This is a genomic window from Arenibacter palladensis (assembly GCF_900129275.1).
Taxonomy (GTDB): domain Bacteria; phylum Bacteroidota; class Bacteroidia; order Flavobacteriales; family Flavobacteriaceae; genus Arenibacter; species Arenibacter palladensis.
On record NZ_FQUX01000003.1, the window covers coordinates 305054 to 326980 of the forward strand.

General features: G+C 39.4%; 18 protein-coding genes and 1 tRNA gene. 14 read left to right on the plus strand and 5 right to left on the minus strand.

Annotated elements, in window-relative coordinates; all coding sequences use genetic code 11:
• Positions 1-401: 401 nt before the first annotated feature.
• From BUA60_RS11460 to BUA60_RS11485, 6 genes are all read left to right on the plus strand, one after another.
• Positions 402-1700: a mechanosensitive ion channel family protein gene (locus BUA60_RS11460; RefSeq protein ID WP_072861917.1), complete on the plus strand. Its 1299-nt coding sequence runs from the start codon at positions 402-404 to the stop codon at positions 1698-1700.
• A 49-nt stretch (positions 1701-1749) separates the two neighbouring features.
• A complete protein-coding gene (gene kefF, locus BUA60_RS11465; protein WP_072861918.1) occupies positions 1750-2355 on the plus strand; it encodes a glutathione-regulated potassium-efflux system oxidoreductase KefF in 606 nt (201 codons plus the stop codon).
• Complete coding sequence (locus BUA60_RS11470) at positions 2352-4238, plus strand: monovalent cation:proton antiporter-2 (CPA2) family protein (protein ID WP_072861919.1); 1887 nt, start codon at positions 2352-2354, stop codon at positions 4236-4238. The genes kefF and BUA60_RS11470 overlap by 4 nt, the downstream gene beginning before the upstream one ends.
• A gap of 464 nt (positions 4239-4702) precedes the next feature.
• A complete protein-coding gene (locus tag BUA60_RS11475; protein WP_072861920.1) occupies positions 4703-5803 on the plus strand; it encodes a Re/Si-specific NAD(P)(+) transhydrogenase subunit alpha in 1101 nt (366 codons plus the stop codon).
• 11 nt (positions 5804-5814) lie between these two features.
• Complete coding sequence (locus BUA60_RS11480) at positions 5815-6123, plus strand: NAD(P) transhydrogenase subunit alpha part 2 (protein ID WP_072861921.1); 309 nt, start codon at positions 5815-5817, stop codon at positions 6121-6123.
• A complete protein-coding gene (locus BUA60_RS11485) occupies positions 6123-7502 on the plus strand; it encodes an NAD(P)(+) transhydrogenase (Re/Si-specific) subunit beta (RefSeq protein WP_072861922.1) in 1380 nt (459 codons plus the stop codon). The genes BUA60_RS11480 and BUA60_RS11485 overlap by 1 nt, the downstream gene beginning before the upstream one ends.
• A 208-nt stretch (positions 7503-7710) precedes the next feature.
• Here BUA60_RS11485 and BUA60_RS11490 read toward each other — a convergent pair whose 3' ends face one another.
• Together BUA60_RS11490 and BUA60_RS23035 are read right to left on the minus strand one after the other, a co-directional pair.
• Positions 7711-8169, minus strand: a complete 459-nt coding sequence (locus tag BUA60_RS11490; RefSeq protein ID WP_072861923.1) for an Lrp/AsnC family transcriptional regulator — start codon at positions 8167-8169, stop codon at positions 7711-7713.
• 865 nt (positions 8170-9034) lie between these two features.
• The gene (locus BUA60_RS23035) at positions 9035-9187 is read right to left on the minus strand and encodes a hypothetical protein (protein WP_178346993.1); all 153 of its coding nucleotides are present in this window, start codon (positions 9185-9187) and stop codon (positions 9035-9037) included.
• Between the two features lie 521 nt (positions 9188-9708).
• Here BUA60_RS23035 and BUA60_RS11495 point away from each other — a divergent pair.
• The 4 genes from BUA60_RS11495 (at position 9709) to BUA60_RS11510 (ending at position 15679) form a co-directional block, all read left to right on the plus strand.
• A complete protein-coding gene (locus BUA60_RS11495) occupies positions 9709-12645 on the plus strand; it encodes a TonB-dependent receptor (RefSeq protein WP_072862071.1) in 2937 nt (978 codons plus the stop codon).
• 27 nt (positions 12646-12672) lie between these two features.
• Positions 12673-13173: a hypothetical protein gene (locus BUA60_RS11500; protein ID WP_084532570.1), complete on the plus strand. Its 501-nt coding sequence runs from the start codon at positions 12673-12675 to the stop codon at positions 13171-13173.
• 35 nt (positions 13174-13208) lie between these two features.
• Positions 13209-14402, plus strand: coding sequence for a pyridoxal phosphate-dependent aminotransferase (locus tag BUA60_RS11505; protein WP_072861924.1), 1194 nt, complete (start codon positions 13209-13211; stop codon positions 14400-14402).
• A 125-nt stretch (positions 14403-14527) separates the two neighbouring features.
• A complete protein-coding gene (locus tag BUA60_RS11510) occupies positions 14528-15679 on the plus strand; it encodes an AEC family transporter (RefSeq protein ID WP_072861925.1) in 1152 nt (383 codons plus the stop codon).
• A gap of 189 nt (positions 15680-15868) precedes the next feature.
• On the opposite strand, the gene BUA60_RS11515 is transcribed toward BUA60_RS11510, so the two are convergent.
• Positions 15869-16225 carry a hypothetical protein gene (locus BUA60_RS11515; RefSeq protein ID WP_072861926.1) on the minus strand — a complete coding sequence of 119 codons (357 nt, stop codon included), beginning with the start codon at positions 16223-16225 and terminating at the stop codon, positions 15869-15871.
• A 542-nt stretch (positions 16226-16767) separates the two neighbouring features.
• On the opposite strand from BUA60_RS11515, the gene BUA60_RS11520 reads away from it, so the two are divergent.
• The 4 genes from BUA60_RS11520 to BUA60_RS11535 all read left to right on the plus strand — a co-directional run bounded on the left by BUA60_RS11520 (position 16768) and on the right by BUA60_RS11535 (position 20998).
• Positions 16768-16995, plus strand: coding sequence for a hypothetical protein (locus tag BUA60_RS11520; protein ID WP_143153175.1), 228 nt, complete (start codon positions 16768-16770; stop codon positions 16993-16995).
• A gap of 257 nt (positions 16996-17252) precedes the next feature.
• Positions 17253-19622 (plus strand): TonB-dependent receptor, encoded by a 2370-nt coding sequence (locus tag BUA60_RS11525; RefSeq protein ID WP_072861928.1) that lies wholly within the window; start codon positions 17253-17255, stop codon positions 19620-19622.
• A 41-nt stretch (positions 19623-19663) separates the two neighbouring features.
• Entirely contained in the window at positions 19664-20455 is a 792-nt protein-coding gene (locus BUA60_RS11530) for a DUF4625 domain-containing protein (protein ID WP_245802535.1), read from the plus strand.
• A gap of 63 nt (positions 20456-20518) precedes the next feature.
• On the plus strand, positions 20519-20998 hold the full coding sequence (locus BUA60_RS11535) for a DUF4625 domain-containing protein (protein WP_072861930.1): 480 nt from the start codon (positions 20519-20521) through the stop codon (positions 20996-20998).
• A gap of 487 nt (positions 20999-21485) precedes the next feature.
• Here BUA60_RS11535 and BUA60_RS11540 read toward each other — a convergent pair.
• Positions 21486-21563, minus strand: a tRNA-Pro gene (locus BUA60_RS11540).
• A complete protein-coding gene (locus BUA60_RS11545) occupies positions 21554-21793 on the minus strand; it encodes a GIY-YIG nuclease family protein (RefSeq protein ID WP_072861931.1) in 240 nt (79 codons plus the stop codon). The genes BUA60_RS11540 and BUA60_RS11545 overlap by 10 nt, the downstream gene beginning before the upstream one ends.
• Positions 21794-21927 lie beyond the last annotated feature (134 nt).

The following is a 21927-nucleotide window of genomic DNA, read 5'->3' on the forward strand; positions in this document are numbered from 1 at the left end:
TTTTTATTGAATAACATTTTTGATATAGGTAAATTACCTCATTAAGGCATCGGAAGGAAAGTAGTGTACTGATCATGCAATGATGGACATTTTAGTAATTCGGCTCCTAACATTCTTTTGACTCTCGAAATTTCAAAATAAAAGGTATTAAACCTCAGGGCAAGCCCTGAACCCAATCATAGGAATCGACCCAAGGGTCGAGGTATTGAACCTAGATCCCGCCGAAAAAGGTGGGATTAGTTCAACTTGCAATTTTCAGTGCGTCTTACTGACTTCTCAAAATTGAGTTTCACTAATAAACAATAAATCAATGGTCAACAATCCATACTTTTTTTATATCTACTGCCACAACTGAACCTCAATCCTTATTTTTGCCAAATATTCATTATTGCATTCTGGTCATGAACAACGGTTTAAGACGATTACTTTACGATTACCTTATCCAATCTGGTCTGGAAGCCAATGCGGCTGCCTACCTAAATGCCCTAATTCTGTTCATTGGAATAATTTTAGTGGCTTTACTGATGGATTATATTCTTTGGAAACTATTCCGTTTCTTGTCGGTGAGGTTCGCCAGGAGATCCAAGACCAATTTTGATGATTTTTTAGTATTCAATAAAGTACCGCGATATGTGGCACATATTATTCCTTTAATATTGTTGTACAGGTACCTTCCCTTGGCCTTCCTAGATTTCGAAAATACGGAGGGCATTATATTGAAGTCAATCGAAATACTTGCCGTAATCCTGGTTTTGGTGCTGATTAGAAGCTTGCTCCTAAGTATCAAGGACTATTTAAAAACCTTGCCCCATATGAAGGACAAGCCGTTGGATAGTTATATTCAGGTATTTATGATATTCGCTTGGATCGGGGGCATCCTAACTCTTTTTGCCGTATTGACAGACACTACCATTTGGAAATTCTTTACCGCCTTGGGTGCTGCTTCGGCAGTGATTCTTTTAATTTTTAAAGATACCATTTTGGGTCTTGTAGCCAGCATTCAGGTAAGTATCAATGACATGGTCCGGATTGGGGATTGGGTTACCTTTGAAAAATTTGGAGCCGATGGCAATGTTACCGAAATTTCACTTGCCACGGTAAAAGTCCAGAATTTTGACAAGACCATTACTACAATTCCTACCTATTCACTTATTTCGGATTCGTTCAAAAACTGGAGAGGAATGCAGGCTTCCGGAGGTCGTAGGATTAAACGCGCCCTGCTTATAAAACAGAAAAGCATCAAATTCCTTACTGCAGATAATATTGAAACCTTAAAAGGTATTCAGATAATTGCCAAATATGTAGAAACTAGAAATAGCACCATAGATACCTATAACAAAGAGCACGATATTGATAAACAATTGGCCATAAACGGAAGGAACTTGACCAATATTGGTGTTTTTAGAAAATATGCGGAAACTTACTTAAAAAACCATTCTGCCATAAACCAGACGATGACCCTAATGACCAGGCAGTTACCCCCTACTCCTCAAGGCATACCTTTGGAAATCTACGCCTTTAGCAGTGATAAGCGTTGGGAAAACTACGAATATATAATGGCCGATATTTTTGACCACTTGTTGGCGGCCCTGCCCTATTTTGAATTGGAAGTATTTGAACTCCCTACCTCTTTTAACGATGGTTTGCATAAAGTGGAAAATGGAATGGAAGGGCCACATTTCAAAGATGGAATGCCATAATTATTGGAAATGAAACCTTGGTTTCGATGTTTTCCATTAAATTAAAAGTATGAATCGAATATTAATTTTGTTTGCACATCCAAAATTTGAACAATCCAGAGCGAACAAAGCTCTGGTCGAAATGGTGGAAAATAAAGAGGGGGTTACCTTTCATGACCTGTATGAGCGCTATCCTGATTTTAACATAGATATCATAAGTGAAAAAAAACTTTTGACCGACCACGATGTTATTATTTGGCACCATCCCTTTTATTGGTACAGTTGTCCGCCCTTGATGAAACAATGGATGGATGTTGTCCTGGAATTCGGATGGGCCTATGGCGCAAATGGTAAGGCCCTACAGTCCAAAAAATGTTTAAATGTTATTACCACAGGTGGAACCAGGGCCGTTTACTGTTCCGAAGGAAGCAACAACTATTCTGTAAATGAATTTTTACGACCCTTTGAACAGACCGCTAGACTCTGTAATATGGAATACCTTCCCCCATTTACGGTTATGGGAACCCATAACATGTCCGATGAAGAGCTGGAAGACTATACCTTAAAATATGAACAATTGATATGCGAATTAAGGCAAAGCCTTCCTTTTGACAAGATCAAAAACTGTGAATTCTTAAATGACGCCCCCCAACTTAAAAAAGTAACCACCAAATGAGCGGTAGCATTCTTTTTGCAGCGATAGTTTTTCTAACCGGTGCCATTATTTGTGTTCCTATAGCCAAAAAGTTTGGATTAAGTTCCGTTCTAGGCTATCTCTTGGCCGGAATATTGATAGGGCCTTATATTTTGGGCTTTGTTGGGGACGAAGGTCAGGACATACTTCACTTTGCCGAGTTTGGTGTAGTCATGATGCTTTTTCTCATAGGCCTTGAAATAGAACCAAAGAGTTTTTGGCAAATGAGAAAAACCATAATTGGTATGGGAGGCGCCCAAGTTTTGGGAACCATGATCGTCTCCTTCCTTTTATTTACCACTATTGGATTTGATTGGAAAGTTTCGCTAATCATATCCATGGCAGTTTCCCTCTCTTCCACGGCCATAACCTTACAGACTATTAAGGAAAATGGATTGATGAATACTACCTATGGTGCCTCATCTTTTTCCATTCTTCTTTTTCAGGATATTATTGTTATTTTGATGTTGGCAGTTATCCCTTTACTTACGGATTCTGAAAAAACTGCGATTGCCGACGACCATTCGGATCATATCTATCTACTTGAAAATTTGCCCTTAGGTTTTCAAGCTTTGGCCATTTTCCTTTCAGTCGTTACCGTGGTTCTTGCCGGACGTTATTTTTTTGTTCCCATGTTACGCCTAGTAGCCAAAACCAGACTAAGGGAACTATTGTCCGCCTCCGCACTGCTCATCGTTATTGCCCTAGCCTATCTTATGGAACTGGTTGGGTTAAGTCCGGCCTTGGGAGCCTTTCTAGGTGGGGTGGTATTAGCAACCAGTGAATTTAAACATGAACTGGAAAGCAATTTGGAACCCTTCAAAGGCCTATTGTTGGGCTTGTTCTTTATGGCCGTAGGCGCCTCCATTAATTTTATTGTTATTGGGGACAACCCCTTAATGATTAGTGGGCTGGTAGTAGCCGTAATAGTTTTAAAAGCCCTAATCCTATTCTTGGTGGGGGCCATTTTTAAGCTTAAGGCCGATCAAAGACTGCTGCTAACTATTGGGCTGGCCCAAATTGGGGAATTTGCTTTTGTTCTACTTTCCTTTGCCTTTCAATTGAATATTCTGGATAGGGTTGAATTGGATATGATGTTGGTAGTAACGGCACTGACCATGACCCTAACGCCTATACTTGGAATTATAAATGAGAGATTGATCCTACCTCGGGTAGGAACCAAAAAAGCGGAAACCAGACCAGTGGATCACATTGCCAAGACCCACAAAGTAATTTTGGTAGGTTTTGGCCATTTCGGTAGTACGGTGGGAAGGTTCCTCAGATCCTATGGCATTGAAGCCACTATATTGGACAACGATTCCAACCGGGTAGACCTTCTAAGGAAAATGGGATTTGAAGTATATTATGGGGATGCCACCCGTATGGATCTATTGGAATCTGCAGGTATAGCAGAGGCCAAGATTCTAATATCGGCCATTGACAATAGCGATAACGTAATCCATTTAACGAAAATGGTTAAGGAGAAATATCCCAATGTGAAGTTGATGTTACGAGCAAAAAATAGATATGATGCTTACGATTTACTAAATATGGGTGTTGAAGATGTGTACAGAGAATCTTTGGAAACCTCCGTTAAAATGGCTGGCGATGCTTTAAACTATTTAGGATTTAGAAAATACACCATATACAGACAGGCACAAAAATTTATTCAATACGATGAGGACAGCCTGAGACGATTGTCCAATAAACCCAAAACCAGGGAGGAGTATATTTTTAAGGCCAAAGAAGAGATCAAACAACAAGAAAAACAGTTAGAGGAAGATTTAAATAGGGGTATTATTGAATTTGACAATCATTGGGACAGCGAACAAATGAGAGCGGCCCATAATGCTCCCGAAAAGTAATTATGAGATTATACCCTCTCTAAATGCTCCTTAGCAACTCATGAATTCTTTCTGCCATTAACCGAAATCGTTGTTTTACCCTATAAATAGCAATTCTGAGTTAAGTTATCCATGTCTTTTGGAGCTGTTGAAGGCTCCATTTCCTTGAGAACTACTCAAACAAAAAATCACCAAAATTACATTTTATTGTACTGCCAATAACCAGACAGTACAGGATACCCAATACCCACTTTAGGCTTATTATTGTAGTACTTAAAAAAATGGTAAAAAAAGGAAATTCAAGAGACCGTTAAAAAAAGACCGTTCTTGTCAGTTTTACAAATTATTAAACAATTAACATAAAAATTGTAAACTTTATTATAAACAAACCTTTATGCGCCCTCAATTCTCTAATTTTGCAACTTTTCAATTATCATAACCAATAAGTTAATTCTACTTTATAAATAACCAAACCATTAACCAAAATGAAAATAGGCATATTAAAAGAAACCTTGGATGGCGAAAGACGTGTTGCCATTACGCCGAATATTGCCAAACAACTAATTGCCTCAGGCTTTGAACTTCTTGTAGAGGAAGGTGCAGGTGAGTATTCTTCCTTTTTGGATTCGGATTACAAAAATGTTGGGGTGGCCGTAGAAAAAAGAGCCGTCATTTTCCATGAAGCCGAAGTACTTCTAAAAATAAACCCCTTTGATGAAGAAGATTTAAAACTAGTGGACGAGGGACAGGTTTTGATCAGTAAATTGTACCACAAATCCAGCCCCGAACTAATCAAAGCGATTGCCAACAAGGGCGTTACTGCATTTTCCATGGATGCTATCCCTAGAATATCAAGAGCCCAGGATATGGACGTATTGAGTTCGCAAAACAATTTGGCAGGATATAAAGCGGTGATTTTGGGAGCCTTTGAAATGACCAAAATCTTTCCCTTAATGATGACATCCGCCGGGACCATTGCCCCTTCTAGAGTACTTATTTACGGTATTGGTGTTGCTGGCCTGCAGGCCATAGCCACTGCCAAAAGATTGGGTGCAATTGTAGAAGCTACGGATATAAGATCGGAAACCAAAGAGCAGGCAGAATCCCTAGGGGCAAAATTCATTTCGGTGGACAATACGGGAGAGGAATCGGAAGGCGGGTATGCCAAGGAAGCTTCGGCAGATTATCAAAAAAGACAAAAAGAGGCGGTAAACAAATCATTGTTCCAAGCAGACTTGGTTATTACCACGGCCAATATACCCGGTAGAAAAGCACCTGTTTTAATTACGGAAGAACAGGTAATGCAAATGAAAAATGGCGCTGTAATCATAGATTTGGCCGCTGCCCAAGGAGGAAACTGCGAAGTAAGCGAGATCAACAAGACTATCGTAAAAAATGGAGTAAAGGTCATTGGGACCAGTATTGATCCAAGAAGCGTATCAACAAATGCTAGTGATCTATATGCCAAAAATATCTACAACTATATTATACATTTAACCGAAGGGACCAATTTTAAATGGGATCTGGAGGAAGAAATTACGGATGAGACCTTGATCGTCCAAAATGGAACTATTAGAAAAAATTAAAAAATTGAACCATGAATGAGTTATTGGAATTTATAGAGAACAACCTACAAATTACCTATATCCTTATCCTTGCCATATTTGTTGGGATAGAGGTTATAAAAAGCATTCCTGCAGTTTTGCACACACCGTTGATGTCTGGGGCAAATGCCTTGAGCGGTGTTGTAATTGTGGGAGCTATATTAGTGATGTTGCACGCGGATCCAACCGATTATATAGCCTTGTCTTTGGGCTTCGTTGCAGTGGTCTTGGGTGTCTTAAATGTAGTTGGTGGCTTTGCCGTCACCGATAGAATGTTACAAATGTTTAAAAGAAAAAAATAATGGGAATTTTACTAAATATTATATATCTCATCGCCACAGTTACATTCATAGTAGGCCTAAAAATGTTGGGCCACCCGGAAACGGCGAAAAAAGGTAACTTAATTGCGGCCGCCGGAATGGGATTGGCCATTGTAGGTACCATTTTTGTTCATGAACAACAGGTTTCCCCTATTATTTATATCCTTATTGGTGCGGCAATTCTAATTGGTTCCATAATTGGCTGGCTTATAGCGATAAAGGTGGAAATGACCAAAATGCCGGAACTGGTCTCTTTGTTCAATGGCTTTGGAGGTGCCAGTGCAGCACTTATCGGGTTGGTGGAATACGGTAAAAATGTAAACAACGCCACGCAATCCACCACCATAGTTTCAGGTATAATAATCGGGGCCATTACTTTTTCAGGTAGTTTAATTGCCTGGGGCAAATTAAACGGCACCTTAAAAAGTGTGGTAAGGATACCCTACTACAACATCATAAACAACCTTGTAATTATCGCCATTGTCATTTTTGCAGCATTTATGGTCGCTTCTGGCGTAGATAGTCAGTTATTGTTGTACGTTCTATTGGCCACTGGTCTGATCTATGGAATTCTATTTGTGCTTCCTATTGGAGGGGCCGATATGCCAGTGGTAATCTCTTTGTTGAATTCTTTGACAGGTATTGCCGCGGCAATAACAGGAATTTTATACAATAATATGGTAATGCTCGTAGGGGGTATATTAGTAGGTTCTGCCGGCATCATATTAACGGTAGCAATGTGCAAGGCCATGAATAGGACTTTGGGGTCTGTAATTTTTGGTGCTTTTGGTGGAGCAACCGCAACGGAAGGAGAAAACAAGGCTTTGGGATCCATTAAGAGCACTAACCCTAGCGATGCCGCCATTATGATGAATTATGCAAACAATGTGGTCATAGTTCCTGGATATGGCTTGGCAGTTGCACAGGCGCAACATGTAATTCATGAGCTTGAACAGATGTTGACGAAAAAAGGGGTAAATGTAAAGTATGCAATCCACCCAGTAGCAGGACGTATGCCTGGCCATATGAATGTGCTTTTGGCCGAATCCAATGTTGAATATAACATGCTCGTGGAAATGGAAGATATTAATCCCCAGTTTAGCAATACCGATATAGTACTGGTTGTTGGAGCCAATGATGTTGTTAATCCTGCAGCCCACAACAATCCAGCAAGTCCCATTTATGGTATGCCAATTTTGGATGTTGAAAATGCCAAACATATTATCGTAAACAAGCGCGGTATGAACGCAGGTTATGCCGGGATAGAGAATGAATTATTCTATAATTCAAAAACTTCAATGCTTTTCGGAGATGCTAAGGCAGCCTTGACAGATCTAGTGGCCGAATTGAAAAATATGTAATAATCCAAACAGGCATAAACACCCAATTTATTGAGACCTATATTGACAGAGGTTATAGGATGTCTCCACCATTTTTGCATTAAAAAAATCTATAATTCCTTGAACGCTGACTGCTGCCGAAATGATTAGGATGATTTTGAATGGAAGACGGACATAGGTCTCCCCTTCATGAGCATTAATGGGTACTCAAAAGATGAATAAATTCAAATCACTCAAAAGCAATGTGCCTGCTCATGTTTTCCTCAACGGACATAAAAGATTCTACCCCTTTAATGCCTTCTATTGTTAATATGGTATCTTGGTATACATCCCTATAGTGCATACTATCCCTGGCATGCATTTTAAGAAAAATATCGTATTTACCCGTACTGTGGTGAATTTTGACTACCTCCGGCACTTTGCGCAAGGCCTCGATAACTTGTTTGTACATAAAACTTTCACGTAGATAAACCCCTAGAAAAATGGTCATTTTCCATCCTATCTTGCTGTAGTCCAGATTTAAGGTTGCTCCCTTTATCAGCCCCAAATTTATCATTTTCTTGGTCCGGGCATGAACTGTACCCGGGGAAATACCTGCCTTTTTGGCCACCTCGGTATAGGGCATCTGTGCATTGTCTGCCAGCAAACTTAAAATTTTGAAATCCATTTCATCTATTCTATCTTTCATATTGTTCAATTTTAGATTATCTAGACTATTAAAAATCTGTCACCTATATAATATCAATTATAAAATGATGTGTTTTATTCTGATAATTATAAGTTTCAGTAAATTTAATTCATCATTTAGCGAAAAACACTAATAATATGATAATAAAAAGATGAAAAAATAATTTTATGTCATTTTTCAGAAGTAGGATTTTTCATATTATTAAAAATCATTTTTTCGGTTTTTTGATTGTTGCACTACCCATTGAACATTGAATTTAAAATTCTAACAATTCATATAAAAAAATAAAATAAATCTATTCATACGACATATAATTGGTGTTTAAAATATCAATTACATAGATATGAATAAAAACAATCGCCTTGATTGATATCTTTGGGCCAACTAATGGGAACTTTCCTATCTAACTACTGCTTCCTTTAAGAATAGAATATTTTATACCCAAACTTCACTGTAGCTGGGACCACATACTTTTTCTAAATATAGCTTTGGCAACCTTTAACTGTAAGCTTTAAAGCTTTAGTAAGGTTTCCCCTTTATACCATTACTTGATCCGAATAATTGACTAAAATCGATACGACTTTACGTATTTGGCCTATGGTACTTTTACCAATCTTCAATGGCACGGTTCAATAGAAATATCAACTACTATATATAATAGGTATACATTTCCTAAAATTGTTAAAGTTGAAATTTAATAATACACATATATAGTAGGCACCTCTAAACCATAATAGCATTACCCATTACCTAATTAGTATATTAGCGATAATCCATATTGGAATTCTTATTACCCTATTCTGACCAAGAATCAATTCATTGTCGATATCCTTTAAGGCAATTAGGATATCGAAGCCCCCGTTGTTTATTTGCCCCCCCAGATAAGCTGTGGACCAAAAGTTGCTTCAATGGTGTTATCTATATATAGGAAACCTTGAACCGCAGTACTTAAATTAAAAATACTTCCATCCAAGACCAACTTCCATTGTTCTAGCAGTTTTTTGGTGATAAAAAACATATTAGTCAGTTTTTGCATAATTATCACTGAAGAATCTTCAAAAAAATCCTTTTTACGACCAATTTTAACATATTTAATTTATCATTTTATAAAAAACACCAATAATATGATAAGAAAAATGACCAAATACTGATTTTAATACATTTTGCACAAGAGGCTTTTTATCATAATGATAAAAATGAATTATCTCGACAATTCATCATTATGTCAGCTTTTGTTTTATGAAAACTTCAAAAGCTGTCATTTCGTTAGAAAATGAATAAATATTTGGTTATTTGATCAATAATAACACTACAACTACCTATAATTCAGTGTTTTACAAAGAGGTCATAATTTTATTTATCCTAATGTATCGTTAAATTTGTAATGTCATTTAACAACAAAAGTAGAGTTGTTTTTTGATGGTTAAGTATCCGGAACTTTCCTTTTACCAGGTGTACAGTTGATTTTCCATGGCCATGGAAACGATTGGAATTGGTACACCTAAAACATTGTTTACTAACTACCTTAAACTATTGTATATGAAGAAAGCTCTAATACTATCACTCGCACTATTCAGTATGCTAGCGATGAACGCCCAACAAATTACTGTCTCTGGAAAAGTTACAGATGAAGTCGGTACCCCCCTACCAGGCGTGAATGTAGTAATCAAGGGTACCACTAAAGGAAGTATCTCGGATTTTGACGGAAATTTTTCAATTGACGCGGAATCCGATGCAGTTTTATTATTATCATCCTTAGGTTATGCAAATAAGGAGATTCTAATTGGAGGAAGAACCAATATTACGGTAACCCTCCCCGAAGCTGCCGAAATGTTAACGGAAACAATAGTTATTGGCTCCAGAAGTAAAGGTAGGACCAAATTGGAAACTACCGCCCCCGTTGATGTTATAAGTATAAAGGAACAGGCTATTAATATGCCTCAAATGGACCTGGCGCAAATGCTGGTGGCTTCGGCCCCCTCATTTAGCGCCTTTCGCTCCCAGGGTGGTGACCTTTCATCTGCGGTAGACCCCCCCACCCTCCGTGGGCTTGCCCCGAACCAAATGTTGGTACTTGTAAATGGTAAAAGAAGGCATACTTCGGCACTATTGGCAGGATCACAGACAGGATCGGCTGCTAATGCCACGGATATGAGCTTCATTGTACCCGACGCTATAGACAGGGTAGAAATTTTAAGGGACGGTGCCTCGGCGCAATACGGTTCCGATGCCATTGCCGGTGTAATGAACGTTGTATTAAAAAAAGGTACAGGAGAGTTTAGCGGAAATTTTACTGTGGGCGGATTCCCAAATTCCGCCCCAGATCTTAGCGGAACCGATGTAAGCGAAGAAAATCAGGCTTTGTTGAAAGATACAGAACCAGATGGCATTAATTATCAATTGGCAGGAAATTATGGAATCTCCTTTGAAGAAGGTGGCTACTTAAACCTTACTGGACTTTACCGCCAGGCGGAAGCAACAGTTCGTCCCAATATAAGTAATGCCACGCCTTATGGAGATGCATACCTAAATAACGAGCGTACAGATGCCCAGGGAAATATTATCATAACCAACCCAGAACTAGTAGCGGCGCAGGCTTCGGGCAATACAGCACTTGCCGATGAGCTTAGGACCGATACCGGACTTATGTCCGCAAGAGGCCTTACCTATAAGGATTTCTCTACCTATGCAGGTACTGCAGCATCCAATCTAGGAGTGGTGGCCTACAATATGGCATTGCCCCTTAATGAGGATTTGGAATTTTATTCCTTTGGAGATTTTGGATATAAATACGTTTCTGGCTACAGCTGCTTTTACCGCAGACCTGCCCAAGCCGATCGTGCCAACTTCGACCTGTTCCCCAATGGATTTAGGCCCCAGATTGCCAGTACCCAGACCAACATAGCCTTTACAGGTGGAATTGATGGTACCCTGGGCGATTTCAATTTTGATTTCAGCAACACCTTTGGTCGAAACAAAATGAATTATGACATGTTCAATACCTTCAACGCAAGTTTACAATCCGAGTCTCCGACTACAATGGATTTGGGAACTCACAGTTTCTACCAGAATACCACCAACTTTGATGTATCCAAATATTTTGATGATGTATTGTCTGGACTAAACGTTGCAGTAGGAGTAGAATTAAGGGTAGAAAATTACCAAATTGAGGCTGGTCAGCCAGAAAGTTATTCAATAGGTGATGCGGGTATTTATACAGCAACTACGGACAACGAAGCACTATTGGGCCCTGATGGTTTTCCCTTGGAAGATCTTAACTCCGAGCCTATTGTGAATGCAGATGGTAGCCCAGTTGTTCTGCCTTATGGCGAAGCCAGTACCAACATAAATAAGTTCTACAGCCCCAACTGTCAGTGTTTTAGAGGCTTTGCTCCTGAAAATGAAGCCAATGAATTTCGTTCGGTTACCGCTGCTTATTTGGATGCGGAACTTGATGTTACAGAAAAATGGCTCTTAACTGGTGCCGTACGTACAGAGAACTATTCAGATTTTGGTGATGTCTTTACAGGTAAAATAGCTACTAGGTACTCTATCTTGGACAACTTTGCTTTGAGAGGATCATTAAGCACAGGCTTTAGAGCTCCTTCTCTACAAGAATTGAATTATTCGCACACCTTTACCTTCTTCGTAGGTCTTGATCCTTTTGATGGAACACTTTATCCAAATACAAGTAGTGCTGCAAGGGCTATTGGCATAGAAGCTTTAAGACAGGAACAGTCCACCAATTTAAGTATAGGTTTCACTACCCGTCTCTTCAACAAAATAGACCTAACGGTAGATGCCTATAAAATTGATATTAAAGATCGAATCTTCGAAACCGACAATTTTGATGCTAGCGAAGCTCCTGTATTGGCTCCGATTATTGGTTCCGGATTGGCTAGTTTTAGAATTAATGGAGGCGACATAAGCACCAAAGGTGTTGAGATAGTGGCCAACTATAGGGAAAAAGTTGGCGAAGGAATGTTGGGCCTAACTCTTTCAGGTGTACTACGTGAAAACACTTTTGAAGGGGCAAGTGTTCCAGATTTAAACACATTGTTGTCCGATGAGGAATTGGAAACAAAATATGTAAACAGGTCTTCTATAGGTCAATTCGAGTCAGGTACTCCAAACACCACTTTTATTGGATCTGGAACCTATACTTGGGGTAAATGGTCAGGTATGCTTAAAGGGTCTTATTTTGGAGAAGTAACTTCTTTGGACAACACTTTCCGTACCCTAAATGATGGTACTGAAGGATATTCAGATCAAACCTTCTCTGCTCAATTTGTTACCGATATAGGAGTTACCCACAACTTTACAGATAAGCTTGCATTGACTGTAGGGGGCAATAACATCTTTAATAAATACCCAGATATTCTAAGAGCTGAAGAAAGAGGGTTCTACCTCTACTCCAATTATCAGCAAGGTTCTAACGGAGCATATTATTTCGCTAGGCTAACTTTTGGATTTTAATCTGTTAACGCTATAAATATAAAAGATATGACACATACATCTATAAAAATAATTAGTTTGCTATTTCTTGTTTTCTTCACTGCTTCCTGTGAGCAAGAAATGCCAGAAGCTGCACTAGAGGTCGCCGAAGGCGGAGGTACTTTAAGAAATTACACTGCCTATACCATAGATGCTGCCGACCCTAGCGGGTCCAATGTATATGGGCGCGTGGTTTTTTGGAAAGGCACACTTGACAGAACCCTTGTTCAAATTTCACTCTACAACACCATTGAAGGCCAACAACACCCTGCAATCATTTTAGAGGGGGTTACAGGAGTTGAAACAACTACCCTACTAACTCTGGATACCGTTTCCGGAGATACGGGCGAATTAAATGACAACAAGTTTTACGTCATTAGCGACACCTCCTTTTATGATGGGCTTTTGGATCTGGATGCCCATATCAACATCTACCTGAGCGAAACAGATAATACTATAGTAGCTTCAGGAAATATAGGCGGAAATTCCGACCCAGTTGAAAGTAACTAAAAATTTAAACTCAAAAACTTAAATACAATAACATTATGAAAACATTAGACAGAAGAGCATGGTTAAAAAGGGGTGCCTTGACAGCAGCAGGCGCCATGGTAATGCCTCAATTGAGTTTTGGAATCTCTGAGATGCCGAAAGCACCTTTGACACTTGATGCCCAGGGCAATGCTATCTACACTCCATTTTTTAAGGAGTTTTTACCAGACTATAGTCGTGAAATGCCAGTATTGGAGGCTAAATTGAATGCCAACGAAAATCCATACGGTCCATCTCCTAAGGCAATTACCGCCTTACAGAAAGTGGCATTTAAAGGCAATAGATATGCTTGGTACGAGCTTTTTGACCTAATGGGAAAAATAGCTAAGGAAGAAGGTGTGGACATCAAGAACATTATGATGGGACCTGGATCGTCCGATCTCTTGGAAAAAACAGCAATGGTCCTATTTGCCAATGGTGGCAATGTAGTATCCGCAGACCCCACATATATGTCATTGATTCGTGTAGCCGAGGCAACAGGTGCTTCCTGGAAAGCCGTTCCCTGTAAGGCAGATTGGTCCCATGATCTTAAAGCTATGGAAGCTGCCATTGACGCAGATACAAAATTGGTATATATCTGTAATCCCAACAATCCTACAGGAGCCATGACCGATAGTGCAGAATTGATAGATTTCTGTTCCAGGGTTTCAGAAAAAGTCCCTGTTTTTGTTGATGAGGCCTATATGGGCTTTTTAGAGGATGCCGACAAAAATAGTATGGTGTCTCTTATAAATGAGGGCAAGGACGTAATAATAGCCCGTACATTCTCTAAAATACACGGTATGGCCGGCCTAAGAGTAGGATATATCGTAGCACAGGAATCTACACTGGCCAAACTTGAAAAAGTTACCCGTGGAGGTATGGGTATTGCTTACACCTCCATTTTTGCAGCTACTGCCAGTATGGATGATGTAGCCTTTCAGGACAAATCCAGAAAGCTTAATGCCGAGTGCCGCGAATATGTATACCAAAGCTTGGATAAAATGGGCTTTGAGTACATTCCATCATCCACCAGTTTTATAATCTTCCCGATAGAAATGGAGGGAAAGGCCTTCCTAGAAAAAATGACCGCCCAAAAAGTTGGTGTTCGCGCCTTCGAGATTATGGGCAAGAACTGGTGCCGTGTAAGTATGGGTACCATGGAGGAAATGAAGCTTTTTACAAAAGCGCTGGAAAAAGTATTGGTTTAAGTTGAGTTTGCCCACGAGTTGGATCAATAGGAGGGCCGTCTCGACCTTTCTTTGATCCAACTATTGGTGGGTTTTTGAGTACTGATACATCCAAACGGAATAGCGAATTATTAAGAACTTATAATATGAATTATGCTTTACAAAAAACATTAGAACTCCTACTGATAATAGGTCTGGGTCTATTGCTACAAAAAAAGGTAGCAAAGGAAGACCTAAAAGGGATTAAGACCCTGATACTGAGCGTGGCCTTGCCAGCTACAATTTTTGTAGCCCTATTAAAAATAGAGCTTAAGGGGTCATTGTTGATTTTCCCCCTTATGGCTTTGGTGTTTAATTTTATAATGGCCATAGCCACTAAGTATCTATTGGCCTCGTCTCTATCCAACAATGAAGGTGCAAAAAAAAGAACATTAACAATGCTCCTACCTTCTTTGGCCCCAGGACTTTCCTGTTTCCCCTTTATCATAGTCTACTTGGGCGATGAATATTTGGCCCTGGCCGCATTGGCAGACGTTGGAAACAAAATCTTTGTCCTTATCCTATTGTATATGTTGGGAATGCACTGGTATCATGCCAGGGCGGTCAAAGATTTGGTTGCAACTACATCGAGTAAGTTAAAGGGCCTATTTCTTTCAATGCTGAATGAGCCTATCAACCTGGTTATAATAATAGCCATGGTATTATTGGGGTTTGGACTAACCCTTAGTTCCTTTCCTGAGTTCCTGGAGAATACCATAGTTAAAATGAGTTTAATTATGACACCTTTGGTACTCCTTTTTATTGGTATGGCTGTCCGCATAAAATTCAGGGAATTCGGCTTTATCTTTTCACTTTTGATGAGACGCGCCGGTATCACCTTTTTGCTATCGGCTATTTTTGTTTTCCTGTTCCCTGCCTTGGCTGCACCAATGATTTTATTTATTGTGGTATTCCCACAGAGTGCCTGTAGCTTTTGGCCTTTTGCCCATATGAGTGCGGTAAGCACATTGGAGGAAAAGGACGAACAGAAAAAGCCCACTTTCGATATTAACTTTGCCGTTAATATCTTGGCTTGTTCCATGCCGTTTTCCACCATTTTGATCATTAGCATTTTTTCTTTCAGCGAATTTTTTGTGAACCCAGTGGTGCTGGTGGTTACAGGAATTGTTATGATGGCTGTCACTTACATCCCTTATTTGATAAGTAAATTAAAAAGGAGCAATAAATCTGAGGAAGTCGTTAATTACAATACTTTTTTTGGAATAAATACCAATGCACATTCATCGGAAAATCAATAATACCAAATTAAGGTTACAGGCCATCAATTGGCTTTATTAAGAAGCTATGATGAGAAGACCAGAACTTATTAAATAAGTCTCGAACAATAGCAGAAGTGGCCTTCAAAAAAGAATTATAGTTCTCCGTAAAAATCAAAAGGCCCCTGAAATATTTTCAGGGGCCTTTTTCTATTATTTTACTGGATCAGCTTACAGGATACTACCCTTTTTACTAACCTCTAAAGGAATACGATATATAACTCCTTGCTCGAAGGTTCCTTTAGAAACTTTCTGAAAATCTATACTATTGCGAATATAGGTCTCTAGAGCTTCGTTTTCTGTTTTAACACTGAGAACGCGTAAATAGTCGCCATTGTCCAATGCAACACGTACTTCAGCCGTTGCGCCCCGAATCTCATCCGGAATAATATTATCGCTCAACAATTGGAAAATTTGGGTCGTAACCGCCTTCGCAGGTTTTGCCTCCCCTTTTTGTGGGTCGCTAGCAAATACTTGAACCACGTTCAACAACATTGCAGCCATTAAAATAAATACTGACTTTTTCATATTTTAGGATGTTTTAGATTTGTTTTTAACTAATTCCAATCAAACTTATTAAATATATCGCAATATAGACCCCGTATATTATAGATTTAATAAATTTTAACATTACAAAATACGAATATGCAAAATATAGCCAAAAAGCTAACGAATCGTCAGGTTTTCTTAGGATTCTTACAGTCGGTAGACATAAACTTTGAAGGGAAATATATGAAAAGAAGGATCTGAAAATATAATCTATCAAATCCTTGAAATTAACTTGATGGGTTTTATGATGCAGTAGCAATATCGTATCGTTATATATTGGCCATAGGTTGTCGCCTCATCGCCATTATTGTTTTCCTTCACTAAAGTGCTTGTCGGTATTTTAACTGGAGATTACTATCTACCATAATTCACCAAAAACATTAATTAAGTTAAGATTATTTTAACACTGTATTTCCCTTGTATTATTATGTTTGCATTTGATGAAAAATAGTCGTCTAAAAAATAGCATCAGCATTCTATTCCTTGCTCTTTTCCTCTCGATGAAAATGGCAGGGCTTCATATGCTTTCCCATACAGACGATAAGGAGCATGCACTGCATTGTTATATATGTGACCATGCCGTTTCCCATAATTTAACTCCGGCTATTTCAGCAGATATACCGGAATACGGGATTAAAAACACAGAATCCATTCCTCAGATAGAGAATTCTGAACATTACGATTTTGTTGTTTCAAGTACTATTGCTACTGACCAACTCTTTTCTCGACCTCCTCCTGCCCTACTGTAAGTTTCCCTTGCACTTAATTCTTTCTGGATTTCCTTGATGATTCCAATGCATAATTGTTATACCCATTTCATAACGGAGAATGGTATATAGGTTATTTCATAAAATCACTCTTTGCAATTAGCAATAGTAATTTTCACGGTCTTTTGGCTAGCTGCTAAAAACCAAGACGGCGTTATCAATTTCCAAATAGGATTAGTTGTATAGGTTTTGTAATGCCCCCTCCGTGGGCAATTGTCCAAACTTATAGTAATTATATAATGATCCATAAAATGTTGGGCGTATGGCTATATTTTAGCCTATGCTCCATAACGTTTGCTCAGGATTCTTTCCAAATAGAAGGATCCGTTGTAAATGCCAACACCTTACAGCCTCTAGAAGGCGCCAATATTATTGGTAAGGGCCTTTTTTCAATTTCATCTGCGACTGGGACATTTACCATAAAAAATGTAGTTAAGGGTACATACTCCTTGACTATATCCCATATTGGTTACTCGTCCGAAACAGCAACTATTACGGTAGGACCAAAAATGGACACCTTAAAGGTCTACTTAAGGGACACTGTCACCGAGCTTGAAGATGTGGAAGTCAATGGTAAAACCCACAAAAGGAAGGCCCAAGAATTGGCTACGGTATCGCACACGGTCTCTAAAGATTTCCTTGACAAAAACAGGGAAAACAGTTTGATGCAGACTTTGAAAAATATACCAGGCGTAAGCACCATCAATATTGGTTCTGGGCAGTCTAAACCGGTAATCAGGGGCTTGGGGTTCAATAGGGTAGTCGTAGTCCAAAACAGTATAAAACACGAGGCCCAACAGTGGGGCAATGACCACGGCTTGGAAATTGACCAATACGGAGTTGAAACTGTAAAGATTATAAAGGGTCCCGCCTCATTGCAATATGGTTCCGATGCCATTGCGGGTGTGGTAGATATTCAGGCTTTGAAATTGCCAGGTCAAAATTCGTTGAAGGGAGAGGTAAACTTGTTAGGAGAAACCAATAATGATCTATTGGGGGTTTCGGCGGGCATACAAGGGCGTAAAAACAAGTGGTTTTATCGCGGGCGATTAACATATAGGGATTATGGCGATTACAAAGTACCAACGGATAGAATCAATTATGAGAATTACATTTTTGAACTACATGACAATAACTTAAGGAATACGGCTGGGAAGGAAGCTGATGCAAGCTTGGGGATAGGTTTTATTTCAGGCAACCTTAAGTCTGAAACTAATTTTAGCAATGTAAATGCTAAAAATGGTTTTTTTGCCAATGCCCATGGCTTGGAAGTCAGAAGTTCCAACATTGATTACGATAGTTCCAACAGGGATATCGATTTACCCTATCATAAGGTAAACCATTTTAAAATTACGAACAATACCTCCGTAGGTATTGGAAACCATACCCTTCAACTGGACCTGGGATATCAAAACAACCATAGGGAGGAACTTTCAGAACCTGTTCCACACGGATATATGCCAACGCCACCAGATAGCAAGGAACGGATATTTGATAAAAATACCTACACCTTAAATATAAAGGACTCCTTTAGCCCCAATCAAAGGCATGATGTTGCAGCAGGAGTAAATTTGGAATATCAAGACAACAACATAGGGGGATGGGGTTTTTTGATTCCTGCGTATAACCGTTTTACCATTGGAGCTTTTGCCTATGACCAATTCGAGGTTCATCCAAATCTCCATGTGTTAGGAGGCTTGCGTTATGACTATGGGGTGCTGGATAGTAAATCCCATTATGACTGGTATCCCTCAACAGTGAACAACAGTGATGGATCTACGTCCTACGTCTATCTTCAAAGGGCTAAAAACAAAACATTGGATTTCGGCAATATCAGTGCTTCGCTTGGAATAAGTTACATACACAAAAATACTACCTATAAAGTCAATTTAGGAAAGAGTTTTAGAATGCCTTTGGCGAACGAACTGGCCTCGGACGGTGTAAATTATCATATGTATCGGTACGAAAGGGGAAATCTGGATCTTGACCCTGAATCCTCTTATCAATTGGATCTTGATATAGATCATACCACTGCTTCATTTAGTTTTGGAGCCAGTCCCTTTGTAAATCTTTTTGAGAATTTCATCTACCTAAATCCAACTTCAAATTATTATGAAACCCTTCAGATTTATGAGTACACGCAGAGCAAGGTGTTTAGGGCCGGGGGAGAGATCAGGGCAAGTACCACCGTATTAAAAAATCTACAATTGGATGCTTCTGCAGAGTACGTTTATTCTAGGCAGACAAGCGGACCCAAGAAGGACTTTACTCTTCCGTTTTCACCCCCATTGTCGGGATTGTTCTCTGCCAGCTATCAATCGAAGGACTTTCTCTTTCTTGGAAGACCTCAAGTAAGAGCGGACTATAGGATTACGGCAGCACAAAATGAAATAGTACCTCCCGAAGAAGTAACGGAGGGATATCAGGTGCTCAACATGTCCTTTACAGCTCAAATGAACCTTTTTAAAAGCGCCAAGCCTTTTGACTTGCGGGTAAAACTCAACAATGTGTTGAATACACACTTTTATGACCATACCAGTTTTTACCGGTTGATAGATGTGCCTGAACCCGGCAGAAACCTATCCATTTCATTGACAGTACCTTTTTAATAAATAGTAAACATAAATTAATAACAATTAAAATCAAACACATGAAAACAAACATTATGAAATCAAATTTTAAATTTTTGGCCATTGTTACCTTTTTAGCACTTGTTTTACACTCTTGTACCAGTGACGACGACGGAGTTTCTGATGCATCGGCCCCGGTAATTACCAATTTCGAATTTGGGGAGGGAAGCGATCATTCCACGGAACCATACGCTTATAAGGGTTCCGACCTTCATTTGGAAGCGGAAATAAACGCGGAAGGAATAGTCAGCAGTATTTCCATAGACATACATGCCGATGATGTTCAGGTTGGAGAAGGCGAAGTTGAATGGGATTATGAAAATACCTACACAAATGCCTCCTACCTGGTAATTAATCCGACCTTTCATGAACATATCGATATTCCCTCGAACATTCCGGCAGGTGAATATCATATTGTGTTAACGGTAACCGATGAGTTGGGAAATAGTACGGAGGTTGAGGGTCATCTAGAAATTTTGGATCCTATTGTGATAAGTGATTTTTCTATGGATACCACCGTCCAAAGAGGAAGTGATTTTCATGTTGAATTTATGATCGATGCCGTTAATGGCATACACAACATTACGGTAGATATCCATGCACATGACCTTACAATTGGCGAAGGGGAAGTAGAATGGGACTATGAAGAGATTTTTGAGGACGGATTCCATGAGGAGATCGAAGCGGAGTTCCATAAACATATCGATGTTCCCGTTACTGCTCCTGCCGGCGAGTATCACGTCCTATTTACAGTTGAAGATGAAGATGGAAACACAAAAGAGTATGAAACGCATATAGACGTTACTGCATAATAATATTATAACTATACCGCATGACATAGACACATTTATGTCATGCGGTTTAAAATTTAAATTATGGGATTTTCAACAAAAATTTTTTTCATTACAATACTTATTCTAGTTGTCGCCTCCTGTACCACCGATGACAATGCAGCTAAGGACGAACAAAAACCAACCATTGATATCAATTATAATGAAGGGTTTCCACAAGCCTGTTCACAACTTGTAAGAGGGGAAACCTATTCTTTTAAGGCGATGGTCTCTGATAATGCGGAATTGGCCTCTTATAGCCTGGATATCCATCACAATTTTGACCATCATACCCATGATGATCAGGATGGGGAGTGCAGTATGGACCCTAAAAAAACAGCCATAAACCCATGGATTTTTATTGAAAATTATACCATTGAAGACGGGTTGACTACCTATGAAATAAACATCGGTCTGACAATTCCCAACGATATTGATACCGGAGACTACCATTGTTCCTTTTCGGTAATCGATGAAACAGGATGGCAAAGCAGAACATCGGTAGATATAAAAATTATAGAATAAATGGAAAGCGATGACATTACTTTATAAGCGCACATTTGTAATCCAAGTTGTTCTTTTATAAACCTGCACCTATTACAATCCCGGGATCTAACCTGAATTACATAATGGAACGACCCATCAATACGGTCAAAAATATATTCAGATCTGCTTTTTGATAACAGTAACAATCTACTTGCTTTCATTCCCATTCCAGAAATTAGGCATAATCCCATGTGATATCATTTGATATCAAACAAAATTTCTTAAAACAAAAAAAACACCGCTAATCAATTGATAATCGGTGTTTTAACTATTACCTATTTCTAGATTTGTCGGGGTGGCAGCATTACCTCACTGTGCTCGGTGAGCCTGTTTAGGGTTCGGTGCTCAAAATAATCCGACACCGGCTGATGCCTGTACGTCTTTTTTGTTTTCCGACGCTTAAGTGCCCAGTGGCACTACGCGTCGGAAAACAAAAAATCCGATCACTTACATGATCGGATTTTCTTGGTCGGGGTGGCAGGATTCGAACCTGCGACCTCCGCGTCCCAAACGCGGCGCGATAACCGGGCTACGCTACACCCCGAAATGGTCATCTATAAATCGTTTTGCTCCTCTTTTCTTTATACGTTGCTCCAAAATTAGAGCTTCCGAGCGAGATAATACTTCCAGTTGCAAAACTAATTTCCAAGGGGCCCCATTCTTGGTAGAAGGGACAATCCCAAGGTTATGTCTTTTCAATCTTTTTGTCATATCCGTAGTCTGACCTACGTAATACCTTGAACGTTTCTCGCTATATAGAATATAAACGAACATATACTAACTTCTTTGGGGTGGTCACGCCCAAAGCGTGACGACCTCCGCGTCCCAAACGCGGCGCGATAACAATGCCTTTGGCTTTGCAAGCCGGGCTAGACCTGCCACGCCATCAGCGTGGTACACCCCGAATT